General features: G+C 44.5%; 12 protein-coding genes and 1 pseudogene. All 13 read left to right on the forward strand.

What is annotated here, in order from left to right:
* A pseudogene (gene infB / locus CH373_RS11720) lies at nt 1–2,213 on the forward strand (translation initiation factor IF-2); the annotation flags it as partial.
* A gap of 12 nt (nt 2,214–2,225) precedes the next feature.
* Nucleotides 2,226–2,579 (forward strand): 30S ribosome-binding factor RbfA, encoded by a 354-nt coding sequence (rbfA, locus tag CH373_RS11725; protein WP_100713335.1) that lies wholly within the window; start codon nt 2,226–2,228, stop codon nt 2,577–2,579.
* The gene (gene truB, locus CH373_RS11730; RefSeq protein WP_100713334.1) at nt 2,536–3,462 is read left to right on the forward strand and encodes a tRNA pseudouridine(55) synthase TruB; all 927 of its coding nucleotides are present in this window, start codon (nt 2,536–2,538) and stop codon (nt 3,460–3,462) included. The genes rbfA and truB overlap by 44 nt, the downstream gene beginning before the upstream one ends.
* 52 nt (nt 3,463–3,514) lie before the next feature.
* Nucleotides 3,515–3,781 carry a 30S ribosomal protein S15 gene (gene rpsO, locus CH373_RS11735; protein ID WP_100713360.1) on the forward strand — a complete coding sequence of 89 codons (267 nt, stop codon included), beginning with the start codon at nt 3,515–3,517 and terminating at the stop codon, nt 3,779–3,781.
* An 11-nt stretch (nt 3,782–3,792) separates the two neighbouring features.
* On the forward strand, nt 3,793–5,880 hold the full coding sequence (gene pnp, locus CH373_RS11740; protein WP_100713333.1) for a polyribonucleotide nucleotidyltransferase: 2,088 nt from the start codon (nt 3,793–3,795) through the stop codon (nt 5,878–5,880).
* Between the two features lie 13 nt (nt 5,881–5,893).
* Nucleotides 5,894–7,204: a M16 family metallopeptidase gene (locus tag CH373_RS11745; RefSeq protein WP_100713332.1), complete on the forward strand. Its 1,311-nt coding sequence runs from the start codon at nt 5,894–5,896 to the stop codon at nt 7,202–7,204.
* On the forward strand, nt 7,201–7,635 hold the full coding sequence (gene dut / locus CH373_RS11750) for a dUTP diphosphatase (protein WP_100713331.1): 435 nt from the start codon (nt 7,201–7,203) through the stop codon (nt 7,633–7,635). Before CH373_RS11745 ends, dut begins: the two co-directional genes overlap by 4 nt.
* Nucleotides 7,636–7,705: 70 nt before the next feature.
* Entirely contained in the window at nt 7,706–10,600 is a 2,895-nt protein-coding gene (locus CH373_RS11755; protein ID WP_100713330.1) for a DNA translocase FtsK, read from the forward strand.
* Between the two features lie 252 nt (nt 10,601–10,852).
* Entirely contained in the window at nt 10,853–11,581 is a 729-nt protein-coding gene (locus CH373_RS11760; RefSeq protein WP_100713359.1) for a LolA family protein, read from the forward strand.
* A gap of 23 nt (nt 11,582–11,604) precedes the next feature.
* Entirely contained in the window at nt 11,605–12,741 is a 1,137-nt protein-coding gene (locus CH373_RS11765; protein ID WP_100713329.1) for a helix-turn-helix domain-containing protein, read from the forward strand.
* Nucleotides 12,742–12,749: 8 nt separating this feature from the next.
* The gene (rimO, locus tag CH373_RS11770) at nt 12,750–14,075 is read left to right on the forward strand and encodes a 30S ribosomal protein S12 methylthiotransferase RimO (RefSeq protein ID WP_100713328.1); all 1,326 of its coding nucleotides are present in this window, start codon (nt 12,750–12,752) and stop codon (nt 14,073–14,075) included.
* Nucleotides 14,072–14,806: a CDP-diacylglycerol--glycerol-3-phosphate 3-phosphatidyltransferase gene (pgsA, locus tag CH373_RS11775; RefSeq protein ID WP_100713327.1), complete on the forward strand. Its 735-nt coding sequence runs from the start codon at nt 14,072–14,074 to the stop codon at nt 14,804–14,806. The genes rimO and pgsA overlap by 4 nt, the downstream gene beginning before the upstream one ends.
* The gene (trpD, locus tag CH373_RS11780; protein WP_100713326.1) at nt 14,796–15,806 is read left to right on the forward strand and encodes an anthranilate phosphoribosyltransferase; all 1,011 of its coding nucleotides are present in this window, start codon (nt 14,796–14,798) and stop codon (nt 15,804–15,806) included. The genes pgsA and trpD overlap by 11 nt, the downstream gene beginning before the upstream one ends.
* Nucleotides 15,807–15,825: the final 19 nt, after the last annotated feature.

The raw sequence follows: 15,825 nt of genomic DNA on the forward strand, positions 1-15,825 counted from the left end.
TGGTCAAGGCGGCCAGGGCGGCGGATTCCGTGGAGGCCAAGGCGGACGGTGGAGGATATCGTGGCGGTCAAGGCGGCCAAGGCGGAGGATTCCGTGGAGGCCAAGGCGGACCCGGTGGAGGTTATCGTGGTGGTCAAGGCGGCCAGGGCGGCGGATTCCGTGGAGGCCAAGGCGGACCCGGTGGAGGTTATCGTGGTGGTCAAGGGGGCCAAGGCGGAGGATTCCGTGGAGGCCCAGGTGGCGGAGGATTCCGACCTCAAGGTGGAACTGGTAGTCCAGGCGCAGGTGCAGAAGCAGATTTACGCGGAGCTTTAGGTGCTGCAGGTGCGGCCGGTAAGAAAAGGACAGAGAAAGATAAGACTGGCAAACCAGACGATTTTTCCGGAATGGAGAATTCGAAGTTCTTCAAACAAGCTTATAAAAAGCAAAAACAAGCTGGTCCTACTGGAGTTTCCGTACCAAAAGAAATTACATTATTAGAAAATGTTCAAGTAGGCGAACTCGCCAAAAAAATGAACCTGAAACCCGGAGAAGTCATCGGTAAGCTGATGAAGATGGGAATGATGGTTACTATTAACAACATCATCGACGCAGAGACTGCAGGAATTCTCGCAGACGAATACGGATGTAAGGTGAAAGTTGTTTCACTCTATGAGGAAACTCTCATTGAGGAAGAGAAGGATAGTCCGGATGATTATATCCACAGACCTCCTGTCGTAACGATCATGGGACACGTTGACCATGGTAAAACGAAATTGTTGGATACGATTCGCAAGTCATCGGTCATCGAAACAGAATCCGGTGGAATCACCCAGCATATTGGAGCGTATCAGGTCAAAACTGTCAAAGGTGAGATCACCTTCTTGGATACTCCTGGTCACGAGGCATTTACCTCCATGCGTGCCAGAGGAGCAAAAGTTACGGATATCGTTATCTTGGTAGTCGCGGCAGACGACGGCGTTATGCCTCAGACTTTAGAAGCAATTGCTCACGCAAAAGACGCAAAGGTCCCGATCATCGTTGCAATCAATAAAATCGATCTTCCGTCAGCAAATCCGGATAAGATCAGCCAGGAATTAGCTAATCATGGACTCCAATCCGAAGACTGGGGTGGAGATACCATGTATTGCAAGATTTCTGCGAAAGAGAATATCGGAATCGATAAACTCTTAGAAGCTGTTCTGTTGCAAGCAGAGGTCATGGACCTGAAAGCAAATCCAAAACGCCGGGCAAAAGGAACCATCGTAGAAGCCAAATTGGATCCGGGTCGCGGAGCAGTCGCTACTGTATTAATCCAAAACGGTACTCTCAGAGTTGGGGATCCTTTTGTCGCGGGAATTTATTCCGGTAGAGTAAGGGCCATGTATGATGACTACGGTCATCTTATCAAAGAAGCCGGACCTTCCTTTCCAGCTCAAGTAACTGGTCTGGACGGAGTTCCAGATGCAGGCGCACCTTTTGATGCGATGGCGGATGAAAAAGAAGCAAGGAACATTTCTCAGCACAGGATAGAATTCGAAAGAATCGGAACTGCTGGCGCTACCGGAACCAAGGTCACCCTGGACAATATGAACGAGTTCATAAAACAGGGCGCATTGAAAGATCTGAAGGTGATCATCAAAGCGGACGTTCGAGGATCTGCGGAGGCAATCAAAGAAGCTCTGGAGAAACTTTCTACTGCGGATGTAAAACTGACCGTGATTCACTCAGGAACAGGCGCGATCGTAGACACTGACGTAATGTTGGCGTCTGCGTCCAACGCATTGATCATTGGATTCCATGTTCGTGCAAATCCAAAGACTGTTTCTCTTGCGGAGAAAGAACAGGTTCAAATCAAATACTACAGCATTATCTACCAAGTAGTAGATGAAATCAAAATGGCGATGGAAGGCTTGCTCGAACCGGAACGCATCGAGGAAGTAATCGGAACTGCGGAGATTCGAGAAATCTTCAAGGTTTCCAGAATCGGAAGTATTGCCGGCTGTATGGTTACGTCTGGAAAAATTACCAAGAGCTCTGGAGTCAGAGTCATTAGTGACGGTGTGATTGCTTTTGATGGCAAGATCAAATCACTTAGAAGATTCAAGGACGAAGTCAACGAAGTGGTCAACAATTTCGAGTGCGGTATTCAGTTAGACGGGTACAACGAGTTTAAGGTAGGTGACACGATCGAAGCTTATACTGTATCCGTGATCAAGAGGAAGCTTGATTAAGGATCCGGAACTTTGAATCCGATCCGAAAAAGGAAAATCGAGGCGGAGACGGTGAGAACCGTCGCCTTGATGATCCTAAATGGCAAGGTAAAAGACCCGAGAATTCATATGGTTTCCGTGCACAGAGCGGAGATGTCCGATGACGGAAAATACATGCGAGTGTATGTGACTGCGATTTGCACTGACAAGAAAAAGGAAAAGTTGCTCGCAGGACTCAATAGTGCTTCGGGCAGATTTCAAGCGACTTTATCCACGAAAATGGGGCTTAGGGTAATGCCTAAAATGAGCTTTGTTTGGGATGAAGAATACATTCAGAGCCTAGATGAATCCCTCAGACTTACAAGAAAGCCTACAAGCCAAGATTAAGTCAGGTTTTCTGCTACTGGATAAGCCGGTAGGAATGACTTCCTCTGATCTTGTACTCAAAGCAAAGAAAACATTAAATCTTCATAAAGTAGGTCACACCGGGACACTGGACAAGGCCGCTTGCGGTTTGATCATTCTCCCCATAGGCTCTTCGACCAGTTTTTCTCAAATATTTTTGACCAAGGAAAAGGAATACTTGGCGGAAGTTCAGTTTGGCTTTTCCACTGATTCAGGAGACCGCGAAGGAATCGTACTCGAAGATTGGGAAGACCAGCGAATTCGAAACTGGTACCAAGAAAAGAAAGCACAGTTGGATAATATCTTGGCGACTGTGACTGATTGGGAAGACCAGGTCGCTCCGGAGATTTCCGCCTTGAAAGTCAGTGGAAAAAGGAGGGCCCAACTCTTTCGTGAAGGGGTTTCCGTTCCACAGAGCGTCAGGAAGATCAAGATTTATGAATTCGAGGTTTTGGAACTAGACTACAAAGGATGTAAAATTCGCACAAAGGTTTCTGCTGGAACTTATATTAGAAAACTAGTGATGGATATTGGAGAAAAAGCCGGAATTCCGATGAGCCTCCAATCTCTAACAAGAACAAAGATCGGTAAACTGGGATTAGACAAAGCTGATACCTACGATGCACTCCTTTCCGGAACCGCAATCGTCCATCCTCCCGAAGAGATCGTAGACGTTCCGTCGGTAGAAGTCCCTGGGACTCTGGTAAAAGACATTTTTCATGGAAAAAAACCGCGCTTAGAATGGATCCCTGCTCAGGAGTTCCTACTGATTTCTCCGGAAGGCCAAATACTTGCTTGGTGCAGAAGGGACGGACTTCCTGGCAGCTTCAATTACAAATATTTGAAGGTGTTCCCCAAAAATTAGCTTTATACGGGGGCTAATGCCCCAAAAACTGGCATTTAGGTACAATCAAAGTATGATAACTACGGAAGCAAAGAAGCAAATTATCTCTACATTTGCGAAAAAACAAGGAGATACTGGATCAACTGAGGTCCAAGTTGCCATTATTGACGCTCGCATCAAAGGTTTGAACGAGCATTTTAAATCACATAAGAAAGATTTTCACTCTAGAACAGGACTTCTTAAGCTCGTTAGCAAACGTAAGAAGCTACTAGAATACTTAAAACGCTCAGATCTAGATCGCTACAAAAAGTTAATCGAAACTCTCGGACTCCGTAAGTAAGGGAATCCGTTATGGCACAAAAAATCACCGGCCAATTTGGTCGTGACACCATCACTCTCGAGACAGGGGACTGGGCAAAGCAGGCCCACGGAGCCGTAGTTTATAAAACTGGAAACCTCGTATTACTTGCAACAGTTTGCGCTGCTGACGAAGCAAAAGAAGGTCAGGACTTTTTTCCACTCACTTGTGAATACACCGAGAAGTTATATTCCGTAGGTCGCTTTCCGGGCGGTTATTTCAAGAGAGAATCAAAACCTTACGAACACGAGGTTCTGATTTCCAGAATTATCGATCGTCCGATCCGACCTTTATTTCCAGAAGGCTATTTCTGCGAAGTGCAACTTCAAGTGCAGGTTCTGTCTGCTGACAACGAAGTTTCTACAGCCGGACACGCTTTGAATGCTGCGTCTGCTGCATTAGCAATTTCTGATATTCCATTCAACGGTCCGATTGCTGGCGCGAGAATCGGTAGAATTAACGGCGAATTAGTAATCAACCCGAGCACTAAAGAAATCGTAAATTCCGATTTGGACCTGATTGTGGCAGGAACCAAAACCCATATCGTAATGATAGAGGGAGAAGCAAAAGAACTCTCCAATAAAGAAATGTTGGAGGCTCTTAGATTTGCACAGGGTCATATTGCTAAATTCGTAGATTTGCAGACTGATTGGGCAAAAGAACTATCGGTAACTAAGAGAGAAGTCAAACTCAAGCAAAAAGACGAAGCTTTGTTAAGCGAAGCACGCGGCTTTGCTCTTGAAAAACTTTCCGCTGCAAATAGAAATCCTGACAAACAAGCTAGAGCGAAAGAAATTTCACAGATCAATAAGGATACTGTGGAGTATTTCAAAGCTAAAGTAGAGGAAGCGGATAAAATCAAGGATATCAAAAGCTTTCTGCACGAGTTAGAGTACGAAATCGTACGCGAACAAGTGTTGCAGGAAGGTACACGCTTTGACGGAAGAAAGTTAGACGAAATCCGTCATATCGGTGTGGAAATGAGTCCTCTACCTGGAGCTCATGGTTCGGCGGTCTTTACCAGAGGCCAAACCCAATCCTTGGGCGTAGTAACTTTGGGAACTGCATCGGATAACCAGAGATACGAAAACCTGGAAGGTCCGAAAGAAAAGAATTTTATGCTTCATTACAACTTCCCTGCGTTTTCCGTAGGAGAAGTTCGTAGATCCAGCGGTCCAGGCCGTAGAGAAATCGGACACGGAAATTTGGCGGAGAGAGCTCTGAAGCTTGTTCTGCCGAAAATGGATGATTTCCCGTATGTGATCCGCGTTGTTTCTGAAATTTTAGAATCGAACGGTTCTTCTTCTATGGCTTCCGTTTGCTCCGGATCCCTTGCATTGATGGCTGCTGGAGTCCCTATTCGTTCCGCAGTCGGTGGAATTGCGATGGGATTATTCTCCGACGAGAAAGGACGCTTTGCGGTCCTTTCCGATATCGCAGGTTTGGAAGACCACTTCGGAGATATGGACTGCAAGATTGCGGGAACTCGTTCAGGAATTACCGCCTTCCAAATGGATTTAAAGGTAACTGGAGTTGGATTCGAAGTTCTGGAAGCTGTATTTGCTCAGGCAGAGAAAGCACGCTTTCATATTTTGGATATTATGGAGAAACATATTTCCAAAGCAGCCGATTCTGTCTCTAGGACTGCACCTAGAATCATTGTCCGTCATATTCCTCGCGATCGCATCGGTGAATTAATCGGTCCGGGCGGTAAGAACGTTCGCGCGATTATCGAAGCGAGTGGCGCAGATATCAATATTGAGGACGACGGTCGAGTCACGATTGCAGGTTCCAATATGGAGTCCGCAGAGAAAGCCGCAGGAATGGTAGATGCTTTCTTTATGGAAGTAGAGGTAGGAAAAATCTACGAAGGCAAGGTGAAGAGAATCACCGACTTTGGTGCCTTTGTGGAAATTCTTCCAGGTAAAGAAGGTCTTTGCCATATTTCCAAGCTGGATTCTAAAAGAGTAAATTCGGTAAAAGACGTCGTGAAAGAAGGCGAGATGATCCGGGTTCGTGTATTAAATATCGATAAAACTGGAAAAATCGATCTCTCTCGCAGGGACGCCCTCGAAGTATAACTGAATTGAAGCTTTGGTCGGAAGAGAAGAGCCAACTCACAAATTAGTACTGCCGAACGGCTTAACTGTCGTATTTCAAAGAGCGCCTTACACAGTAAGTGTCTCTATAGGTGTATACGTAAAGTTAGGATCTCGTTCGGAGTCCGAGTCAAGTGCAGGTTACTGTCATTTCCTGGAGCATATGCTCTTTAAGGATACGGAAAAAAGAACCGCAAAACAACAAGCCGAAGATTGGGAAAGAGTCGGCGCTTATTCCAATGCCGCCACTTCCAGAGAATTTACGTACTTTTACGGAACCCTGGCCGCCAAGGATTTGGAGTTAGGTCTCGAGCTGCTTTCCGAAATGATGTTCCTACCTGTTTTCAAAGAGCAGGATGTCAAAAACGAAGCCGAAGTTGTCCTGGAAGAAATGAAAGGCTACGAGGATTCTCCTGAAGATGCGGTTCACGATTTCTACTATAATAATTTCTTTCCGGGAAATGCTCTGGGCCGAGATATTATAGGCACTGAGAAAACGATCAAGGCAGTCACTCCGACTTTATTAAGAAATTTTTATGAGTCTTACTACTGTCCTGACAATATGGTTCTTTCTCTTTCAGGAGATTTTGATCCGGAAACCATCCTTTTGACGGTTCAAAAATATTTCTCGGTTCCTCATAAGAAAGGATTGGTCGCCGCCTATGAAACTCCGATCAAAAAGTTCGGATATTTCAGAAAAGGAAACAAAGAAACCGAACAGGCCTATTTTGTGTTAGGTGGCAATGGGCTCCCCAGAAATTTTAGGGATAGCACAAGGCTTTCACTTTTGACTCACGTATTGGGAGGCGGAATGTCCTCACGTTTGTTCCAGAAAGTGAGAGAAGAGAGGGGGTTGTGTTACCATATCACTGCTTATCCTTCCTCTTACAGAGATTCCGGAATTACTTCGATTGTGTGCTCATCTTCCAGAGAAAGATTTCAGGAAAGCTTGACCGTGATTTTGGACGAATTAAAACATTTTGTCGAAGCGGGAATTACTGCAAAAGAATTGCAAGATGCAAAAACAAATCACGAAGGTAGTCTTTCTATCGGGTACGAACAGACAGACAGCCGGATGACGAATATCGCTTTGCAGGAAATTTACTACGGAAAGTATTTTACCTTCGAAGAGAGAGTGAGGGAAATCCACTCGGTTAGTCTGGAAGAGATCAACGAATTATCCAGGCAAGTATTCGCGATTCCGGAATTGCATTTATCCGTACTCGCAAAGTTAGGCGAAAAAGAAGAGGCGTCGATCCGAAGATTGATCGAATCATTTTCGTATCCAGAGGGGGGAAGGCGATGAATATTTCCGTTAAAAAAATTCGGGAGAATGCGATGCTTCCGGACAGAAAAACTTCCGGCGCCGCAGGATACGATCTTTGCACTTGCTTGGACCAGGCGATCGATTTGCCTGTGGGAGAAGTGAAGCTTGTCCCGACAGGATTGGCGTTTGCTATTCCGGAAGGATATCATTTTGAGATTCGACCTAGATCCGGATTCTCTACAAAGTTTGCGATTTTAGTACCAAATTCTCCTGGGACCATAGATTCAGATTATCGCGGTGAACTCTTTGTTCCGCTTCTGAATCTGGGAAAAGAACCATTCAGACTCGAGGCAGGGATGAGAATCGCACAACTACTGATTCGTAAAACTGTTGTGGCCGACTGGGACATCGTAGAGGAACTCCCCGAAACTGAAAGAGGTGCCGGAGGGTTCGGATCCACGGGGATTTGAAGTCAAAATTCACCTTTCATCGAATTAAGTCTCTTTTTCTTTCCTAAAATACGGCCGATTCTAAAGAAGTATGAATCGGACGGAAAATGAAGCCCTAAAAATCTGGACTTGGGAAAGAAGCAGAGCTGCCTTTCCTTACTTACTTTTATTCGCGGGCATTTTCCTTACTCTTTCTCTTGGCTCTTTTGAGTTCAGCGAGACCGGAATCAAGGCCAATCTGTTCGGCCGTCTCGGACATTTTTTGTCCTGGGGATTTTTCTATCTTTTCGGAAACGCATCTTTTGTTCCAGGTATCATGCTTTTACTTACTGGTGGAATTCTTCTAGCGAAGCCAAACCAGGATATTACTCCGAAAATACTCACGATTCCGCTGTTTTTGTTAGCGGTTGCAGTAAGCTTGAATGTATTCGGGAATCCGTCCTCTGTTCCATTTGCTGCAAACGGAGGAGTTTTGGGTCAGGCACTTGCCGTGGCCATGGAATATTTGTTCGGTGCAACCGGGCGACTGTTGCTTCACTTTGTAATATACTTTTATGGAATATTAGTTTTTATCAATGAATCTCCTCTTCATTTTCTGGGGAGAATCATGAACCAAGGAACCATATCGATCGGCGACTGGAAAAATCAGTGGACCGCTGGAGTAAATCAGGCGAGAGAAAGATCGAATGTGAATTCAGGAAGCCAGGTAAACCCCGAAAAATTGGGCTTGGAGACTATGAGCAATTTTCCTAAGGCGATGCACATGTCCTGGAAAGAGAACTTGAGTAAGTTCAGCGACACGTTTCAGTCGTCTGCGCCGGAAGCAGTTTCCGAATCTGAGATTCCACCTTGGTTCCAAAAGAGCAAAAGCGAGCGTCGAGAATCCCAGCTAGAATCTTACATACAAAGTGAAAGGGAAAAGAGCTCCAAGGTGACAAAGGTCTTGCCTTCTAAAAAATTTGTGAATTCAGGATTACTCGAAGGCTTTTTTGAAGAGGAAAGAAAGATTTTCCGATTCCAGAACGCTCCTGCGTCTCTCGTCGAAAAAGTCCATGCAGATAAATCTGAAGATCTGAATCGAAAATCCTTTGCCTGGGAAATTCTGGACCTTCGTACAAAGTCCGATCTTTCAGAAGAATTGAATTTGCACAAACAATCTGAGCTGCCGAACTACAAGGCCAGTCAGACAGATTCAAAAACAGAAATAGTACAAGAGGATCTTCGGCCCGTTGCTTTTCAGGCTGATCCTAAGGATTTGATAGAAGACTTTGAAGATTCGAACGAAGTAGAAGAAGATTCTGCTTTTGAGAATATTCAACTCTCCGAAGACGGTGCTTCACTTGTGGAGAGCGATACTGAGGAAGATATCGAAGAAGAGGATGAAGATAGCATTGAGGATGAAAGGGAATTTGAGGACGTCCAGAAAGGATCGACCTTGCAGGTTCAAAGTCCTAAGGAAGTCCTTTCCGCCTCTGACTTGAAAATCGCGGAACAGCAAATTGCAAGTAGAGAAACAGAGCAAAAATCGAAACAAGAAAACCTGCCGTTTCCTCTAGTGTCCATGATTCCAAAATTCAGATCCAAGCGTTCTGTATATCATATTCCGTTGAATCGGCTTCGCTCCAATCCTACGAAGGTGCAGGATGCACTCTTTAAAGTTGAATCTGAAAAAGTAGCGATGGAAATTCAAAACGCTTTGAAAGTGTACGGATACGATGCAAAAGTCGTCGCTTGGGAACGAGGCCCGATCATTACTCGTTATGAATTGACTCCACCTCCAGGCGTAAAATTAGGAAGGATCACATCACTTACGGATGAGCTCAGGATGTATTTGGCAGTCAAAAATGTCAGGATCGTCGCACCCATCCCCGGAAAATCTACGATCGGGATTGAAGTTCCGAATAAGCTCAGAGAAGACGTGTTTTTGGGAGATATATTAAGATCTTCTTTAACACCAAAAGCTAAAAAAGATCTAAATATTGTGATCGGAAAAGATATTTCAGGAAAACTAGTTTCGATCGATTTGAATAAACTTCCGCACTTGCTCGTTGCCGGAACCACCGGCTCAGGAAAATCGGTCTGTTTGAATGCGATGATCGCCTCCCTCGTTCTGCATCTTTCCCCTGAGGAAGTTCGCTTCATCATGATCGATCCTAAGATGGTTGAATTGACCTTATTCGAGGATATCCCGCATCTACTCATGCCGGTGATTAAAGACGCAAGAAAAGCCACAAAGGCACTTGCTTGGGTCATTCAAGAGATGGAAGCACGTTATGAGTCTGTCTCCCAATTGAAATGCAGAGACTTTAGATCTTATAATGAAAAAGTGGAAGAGCACTATCACAAAGAAGGATATTCCAAGATGCCTTATGTGGTGGTTTTCATTGATGAGCTCGCAGACTTGATGATGGTTTCCGGAAAAGATTTGGAAGATGCTATTACTCGAATCAGCCAGAAGTCAAGAGCAGTCGGAATCCACCTAGTCATGGCAACCCAGAGACCTTCCGTCGATGTGATCACTGGTTTGATCAAGGCGAACTGTCCTGCCAGAATCGCATTTCATGTGGCTCAAAAGATGGACTCTAAAATCATTCTAGATATGAACGGTGCGGAATCCCTCTTGGGTAAAGGGGATATGCTTTATAAGTCTCCTACGTCTGCCGATTTGGCCAGAATTCAGGCTCCATACATCTCTGAAGAGGAGATAGAAAAGATCGTGGAGGAGGCCAAGAGATTTGGAGCTCCAAACTACGTGGAGATGAACTTCGAGGAAGACTCTCCTTCTGAATCCATGGAAGAGATGGATGAAGAGCTGTTTGAAAAGTCTTGGGAAATTGTTAGGACAGAAAGGAAAGCGAGCGCTAGTTACCTGCAACGAAAACTAAAAATCGGCTACAACAGAGCCGCCAGAATCATGGAACTAATGGAAGAAAGGGGCTATGTAAGCGCTATCCTGGGTTCAAAAGGGCGCGAAATACTTAGATAAAAAGGTAATTCCTTTTAGTTAATTCTGCGTGTACTTTTTAGTGAAAGGCCCCACCCGATTTGGGAGGGGGCCGGAGCGGCAGCGGTGGTACCCACCCCCATTTCACAAAAATCCGATTCCGACAATCCTTTTTAGGCGGAATTCCGCCGTAGGAACTCCTTCAAATTGAATTTTCCCCTTAGAAAAAGAAACCAAGTGACAGGGAACCCGACGGGCTCCATTCTGGAAAAAAATCCCGGCTTTTTTAAGAAGATGACTAAACGTTCTCCCGTTGGAGTATTCCAGGCACTTTTCACCATTATTCTATTTTTATCTTTTCCGTTTTCTGCAGGATCCCAGCCCTCTCATAATTGGAATTCTCCTTCGGAAGTAGTAAAACAGGTTCGAAAAACTTTTTCAGAGATTCAATCGTACAAGGCGGATTTTCAGATCCAGACCGAATCTAACAAGAAGGTTCGGAATATGAGAGGAGTCTGCTATTACAAGAAAGGCGGAAAGATTCGCTACCAGTTTTCAGATCCAGCAGGAGATGAAATCGTTTCCGATGGAAAAACACTTTGGATATTTATCAAACGCCTGAATGCTGTCGGAAAGCAAGATCTTACATTAAATAAATCTAATAAATCGGGTCCTATATTCTCCACCTTTACGGAAGAGGGTCTATCTAGAATTTTCCGAAAATATCATTATAAGTTTGATTCGATTGAACAACCGCAAGTGTCCCCGAAAGACAATCGGAAATACTTCGTATTGGCTCTGGAACAAAGAGAAAAAATCGGCGGGTATGAGACGATGACCCTTTATGTTGACGCAGAAAATTATTTCATAAAGAAAGCGGTTGCCAGTGACGGAAGGGGTAAGACCACAACTGTAGAATTTTCCGGAATCGACAAGAATGCGGATCTGGAAGACGGGCAGTTCAACTATCGCCCGGATGGAAATGCAAAAATCGTAAATAATCCTTTGGTATCCGAAGAATAATTTCCCAGGAAAGGAGAGAGGAATTGAACCAGAAGCGTGTCGGGCAAATCCTTAGGGAGGCTAGGGAAGAAAAAAAGCTAACGGTAAAGGATGTTTCCAAGGACACAAACATCTCCGTGAAATATATTTTAGCTCTGGAAACGGAGGATTATTCCCAATTTCCAGGAGAGACCTTTACTATTGGGTTTCTCAAAAACTACGGCTTATATTTGAAGTTAGACACTGGAACTCTTGTAAATTTATACAGAGGAGAAAAGATCGAAGAATCTCAGGCGCCTCTAGAAGAACTAACCAAGCCTACTTCCTCTTTTTATTACGATTTCAATTTTAATTTTGATAAAAATAAGATTATCACCGCGATTTCGATCGTGATGTTGCTTGTCGCAGGCTATATCTTTTTCACCTTCTTGGACGATTCGTCTAACAGCGATGAGGAGATTGCCGAAGAAAGCCGTCGCAAACTAGAAATTCCGGAGAATATAGATTTTGTGAATCGGTCTGTTCCGGAAAACCGTCCAGAAAGTTTTATTTTGACTACTGATCAGGGTGTGAGCCTCAGCGTCTCTAATCAACAATGCAAACTCTTTATCATTGGTGTGGACCAAGGTAGCGAATCGAACACCGCACTCTTGGGATTCAACGTATATCCTGAACTGACAGTCTACAAATTCAAGTTGGGTCAAGGTCAGGAAAAAATACTGAGTTATTCTATTCCTGAAATTTCTTCTCTTCGCAGAAGCGTTAGAATCACAGCACAAAGCGTAACAGGAAGTTCCGCGAAAGTGCTGGTCGCGCTGAACGAAGAGGAAACACCTAACAATAACGGAAAGACCCAGGCTCCTTCGGGAGATAGCATGAAAACGCTCGGGGATGTTCCAATCCAAGTTACATTATATTTTTCTAAACCAAGCTACGCAGAATTCATGATCGACGGTCAGATGGGTTTCAGAGGCTTGGTACAGTCAGGAGAAACCCGCAGCTTAGAAGGAAAAGATCGCCTTGAGCTGAAAGTGGGCGACGGCTCTGCAGTGGAAATGATTCAGAACGGAAAACCAAAAGTTGTTTTAGGTCGTCCGGGAAAACTGGTCAAAAAAGTGTTCGTAAAAACTCCGAATCCGTACGATAGCACTCAGTTTATCATCAAGGAGTTGGGTGAGTAAGACTTTCGTTGGATAAGAAGTTCTTCATCACTACGCTCGGATGTCCGAAGAACACAGTGGACTCCATGAGCATGCACCATTCTCTCTTGGACGAAGGATTCGTTCCGGCTCAAAATCCGGAGGAATCTGATTTTCATTTAATTAACACATGTACTTTTATCCGATCTGCCACCGAGGAAACGATACAGACCATCCTCGGAGCTGCGAATTCTAAAAAGCAAGAAGGGCAGAAATTGGTGGTCGTAGGATGTTTTGCAGAGAGGTATCCCAAAGATATCTCCGCCGAAATTCCTGAGGTTGATCTCGTTTTTGGAACGGGCAAATATTCTCAAGCAGGTAAGATCTTAAAGGAAGCCTTTCGGAGAGATTTAGAATCTATCTCTAAGGAAGAATTCAATGCAGATCTTCTGGAGAGAATGAAACTTTCTCCTCACATAGAGAATTATTCCAAACCGTACGCGTATGTAAAAGTTTCCGATGGTTGCAACCGTGGTTGCGCATTCTGCATTATTCCTTCTCTACGCGGAAAATTCCAAGACTCCCCATTAGATTCGATACTGAGCGATACAAAAAGGGCTTTGTCAGCAGGAGCAAAGGAAATCTGTTTAGTTTCTCAGGACACCGTTTATTACGGAAAGGATAGCGATCTTTTGTTGGACATGATTCAGAAAGTGTCCGAAGTAGAAGGTCTGGAAATATTAAGGTTACTGTATTTATATCCGGACAAGAAAACGGAAAAGATTTTGAGATTGATGGGTCAAATTCCGAAAATCGCTCCTTATTTGGAATCACCATTGCAACACGTTTCTGAATCTGTACTCAAGTCCATGAATCGAAGCGGAAATTATTCCGCATTTCGTGATCTCTACAAGTTCGCCAGGGAAGTGCGTCCTGATTTGGAAATCAGGACCTCATTTATTTTGGGATTCCCGGGAGAAACTCCCGATGATGTAGATTTGATTCTGAAATTTATCGAGGAGACTCGTCCAGAAAAAGTGAACTTGTTTTCTTATTCTCCTCAAGACGGAACCAAGGGCGCAGAGTTAAAGCAGACAGTTTCCGAAAAAGAAAAGGCAAAACGAATCAACCTGGTCAGAGATTCCCACTTAAAAATCCTGCAGGAAATCCACGAGTCTAGGATAGGAAAAACGTATCCTGCGATTGTGGATGCAATTGAAGAAGGAACTGCAGTTGTGAGAAGGTTGCAGGACGCTCCGGAGATTGACGAAGTGGTTTACGTCGAAGATCCTAGTTTAAAACCGGGGATGATCGGAAAGGTGCAAATTGAATCATTTTATGAATACGATATGATAGGAACTTGGGTGACTCAGTGAAAGAAAACTTTAATCTTCCAAATACCCTCACTGTATTAAGGGTGGCATCCCTTCCTTTCTTCATTTGGTTTTTGTACCAAAAAGAACAGATTTATTATATCGCCGCGCTTGTTTTGTTTTCTGCGGCCTCGATCACTGATTTTATAGACGGGTATCTCGCCCGCAAATGGAAACAGGAAACCGAATTCGGAAAATTCCTGGATCCTTTGGCAGACAAGATCATCGTGATCGGATGTTTTGTTACCTTCATTTTTCTTCACCAGCAGATAGAACTGTGGATGGTGGCTTTGATCATCGGTAGAGATATGTTGATCACCACCTTACGATATCTTGCGATCAAGCAAGGTAGTTCCGTTCGCACCACGATGCTCGGAAAAGTAAAAACAGTATTTCAAATGGGTGCGATTTTGCTGATTCTGATCTTTTTCGTATTAATTTCTTCTAAAAAAAGAATCTTAATCAACGAAGTATATGCAAATGGCAAGGCAGCGGGGGAGAGTACGTTCAGCATAGCCACTCAGAACGCGATCGGATTTACTCGTGCCTGGACAGAGCAGGGAGTTCCTTCCTGGAACGATCTAGTCTTCGGGCTTGGCGGGTTTGTACCTTATTTCGGGATGCTCTTGACCACTTTCATTACTGTTCTCTCCGGAGTACGTTATCTCATTACAAATCGAGACGTACTGCGACTACAAGCGATCCGAAAGGTGTTTCGAAAAAATGGAAATTAGACAGGCAATTCTAAAAGCATTAGACAGAAAACATTTAGCGGTTCACGAAGCAGAAAGCGTCATGAATAGTATCATGACTGGCGAGGTCTCCGAAATCTTGCTTTCTTCCTTTTTGACAGCGATGCGTGCTAAGGGAGAGACAGTGGACGAATTGCTCGGATTTTCGCTAGCGCTTCGAAAGAATGCTCTCAAACCAAAGACAGTGTTCCCTTTCGATATGCTCGACACTTGCGGTACCGGAGGAGACGGGAAGGGCACAGTCAATATTTCCACTCTTTCCGCAATTACATTGGCTTCCCTAGGATTGAAGGTTGCCAAGCACGGAAACAGATCCGTTTCTTCTCATACAGGTTCGAGTGATATTTTGACTCGCTTGGGCTACAACACGGAAAAGGATCAGATGGATGTAGAAGCTCACCTGCTGTCCCATGGATTTACTTTTCTATTTGCTCCGATGTGGCATCCTTCTATGAGGTTTGCAGGACCGGTTCGTAAAGAATTAGGGTTTAGAACCTTATTTAATATGATTGGTCCTCTGAGTAATCCATTCGCTCCACAATACCAGGTCATTGGGGTTTATGAACCAGAGTTGATGGAAACATTCATTCGGGTATTGCAAGGACTTGGCCTAAAAAGGGCATTGGTTTGTCATTCCAGAGACGGTTTGGACGAATTCTCGGTTTTTGAAACCACGGATTTCACTTTGCTCGAAGACGGGGTCATTTCTAGAAAGGACTTCGATCCTAAAAGTCTCGGCCTAGCTAAATTGGAAGAATCAGAGGTATTTGCTAGCGGCCCTGACCAGGCCGAGGCCCTCGCCAGGAGAATTCTAAAGGGTGAAAAAATTGCAGGAACTCATGCAGTTGCCCTAAATGCGGGGGCTGGCTTATTCGCTATGGGCAAGGCGCATACTATTGCAGAAGGTTACAAAATGGCGCTGGAGCAGATTGTTTCCGGAAAAACAGGGGCCTTCTTCCAAGATTTAATTTCCAAACAGTAAGAACGGAAAATATTGGTAC

It is taken from the genome of Leptospira perolatii, assembly GCF_002811875.1.
Lineage (GTDB): Bacteria > Spirochaetota > Leptospiria > Leptospirales > Leptospiraceae > Leptospira_B > Leptospira_B perolatii.

Bases quoted from the DNA above. Each gene is read 5' to 3' on its own strand.
- trpD (WP_100713326.1), top strand. From the start codon at position 14,796: ATGGAAATTAGACAGGCAATTCTAAAAGCATTAGACAGAAAACATTTA.
- dut (WP_100713331.1), top strand. From the start codon at position 7,201: ATGAATATTTCCGTTAAAAAAATTCGGGAGAATGCGATGCTTCCGGAC.
- CH373_RS11760 (WP_100713359.1), top strand. From the start codon at position 10,853: ATGACTAAACGTTCTCCCGTTGGAGTATTCCAGGCACTTTTCACCATT.
- pnp (WP_100713333.1), top strand. From the start codon at position 3,793: ATGGCACAAAAAATCACCGGCCAATTTGGTCGTGACACCATCACTCTC.
- truB (WP_100713334.1), top strand. From the start codon at position 2,536: ATGAATCCCTCAGACTTACAAGAAAGCCTACAAGCCAAGATTAAGTCA.
- CH373_RS11755 (WP_100713330.1), top strand. From the start codon at position 7,706: ATGAATCGGACGGAAAATGAAGCCCTAAAAATCTGGACTTGGGAAAGA.
- rpsO (WP_100713360.1), top strand. From the start codon at position 3,515: ATGATAACTACGGAAGCAAAGAAGCAAATTATCTCTACATTTGCGAAA.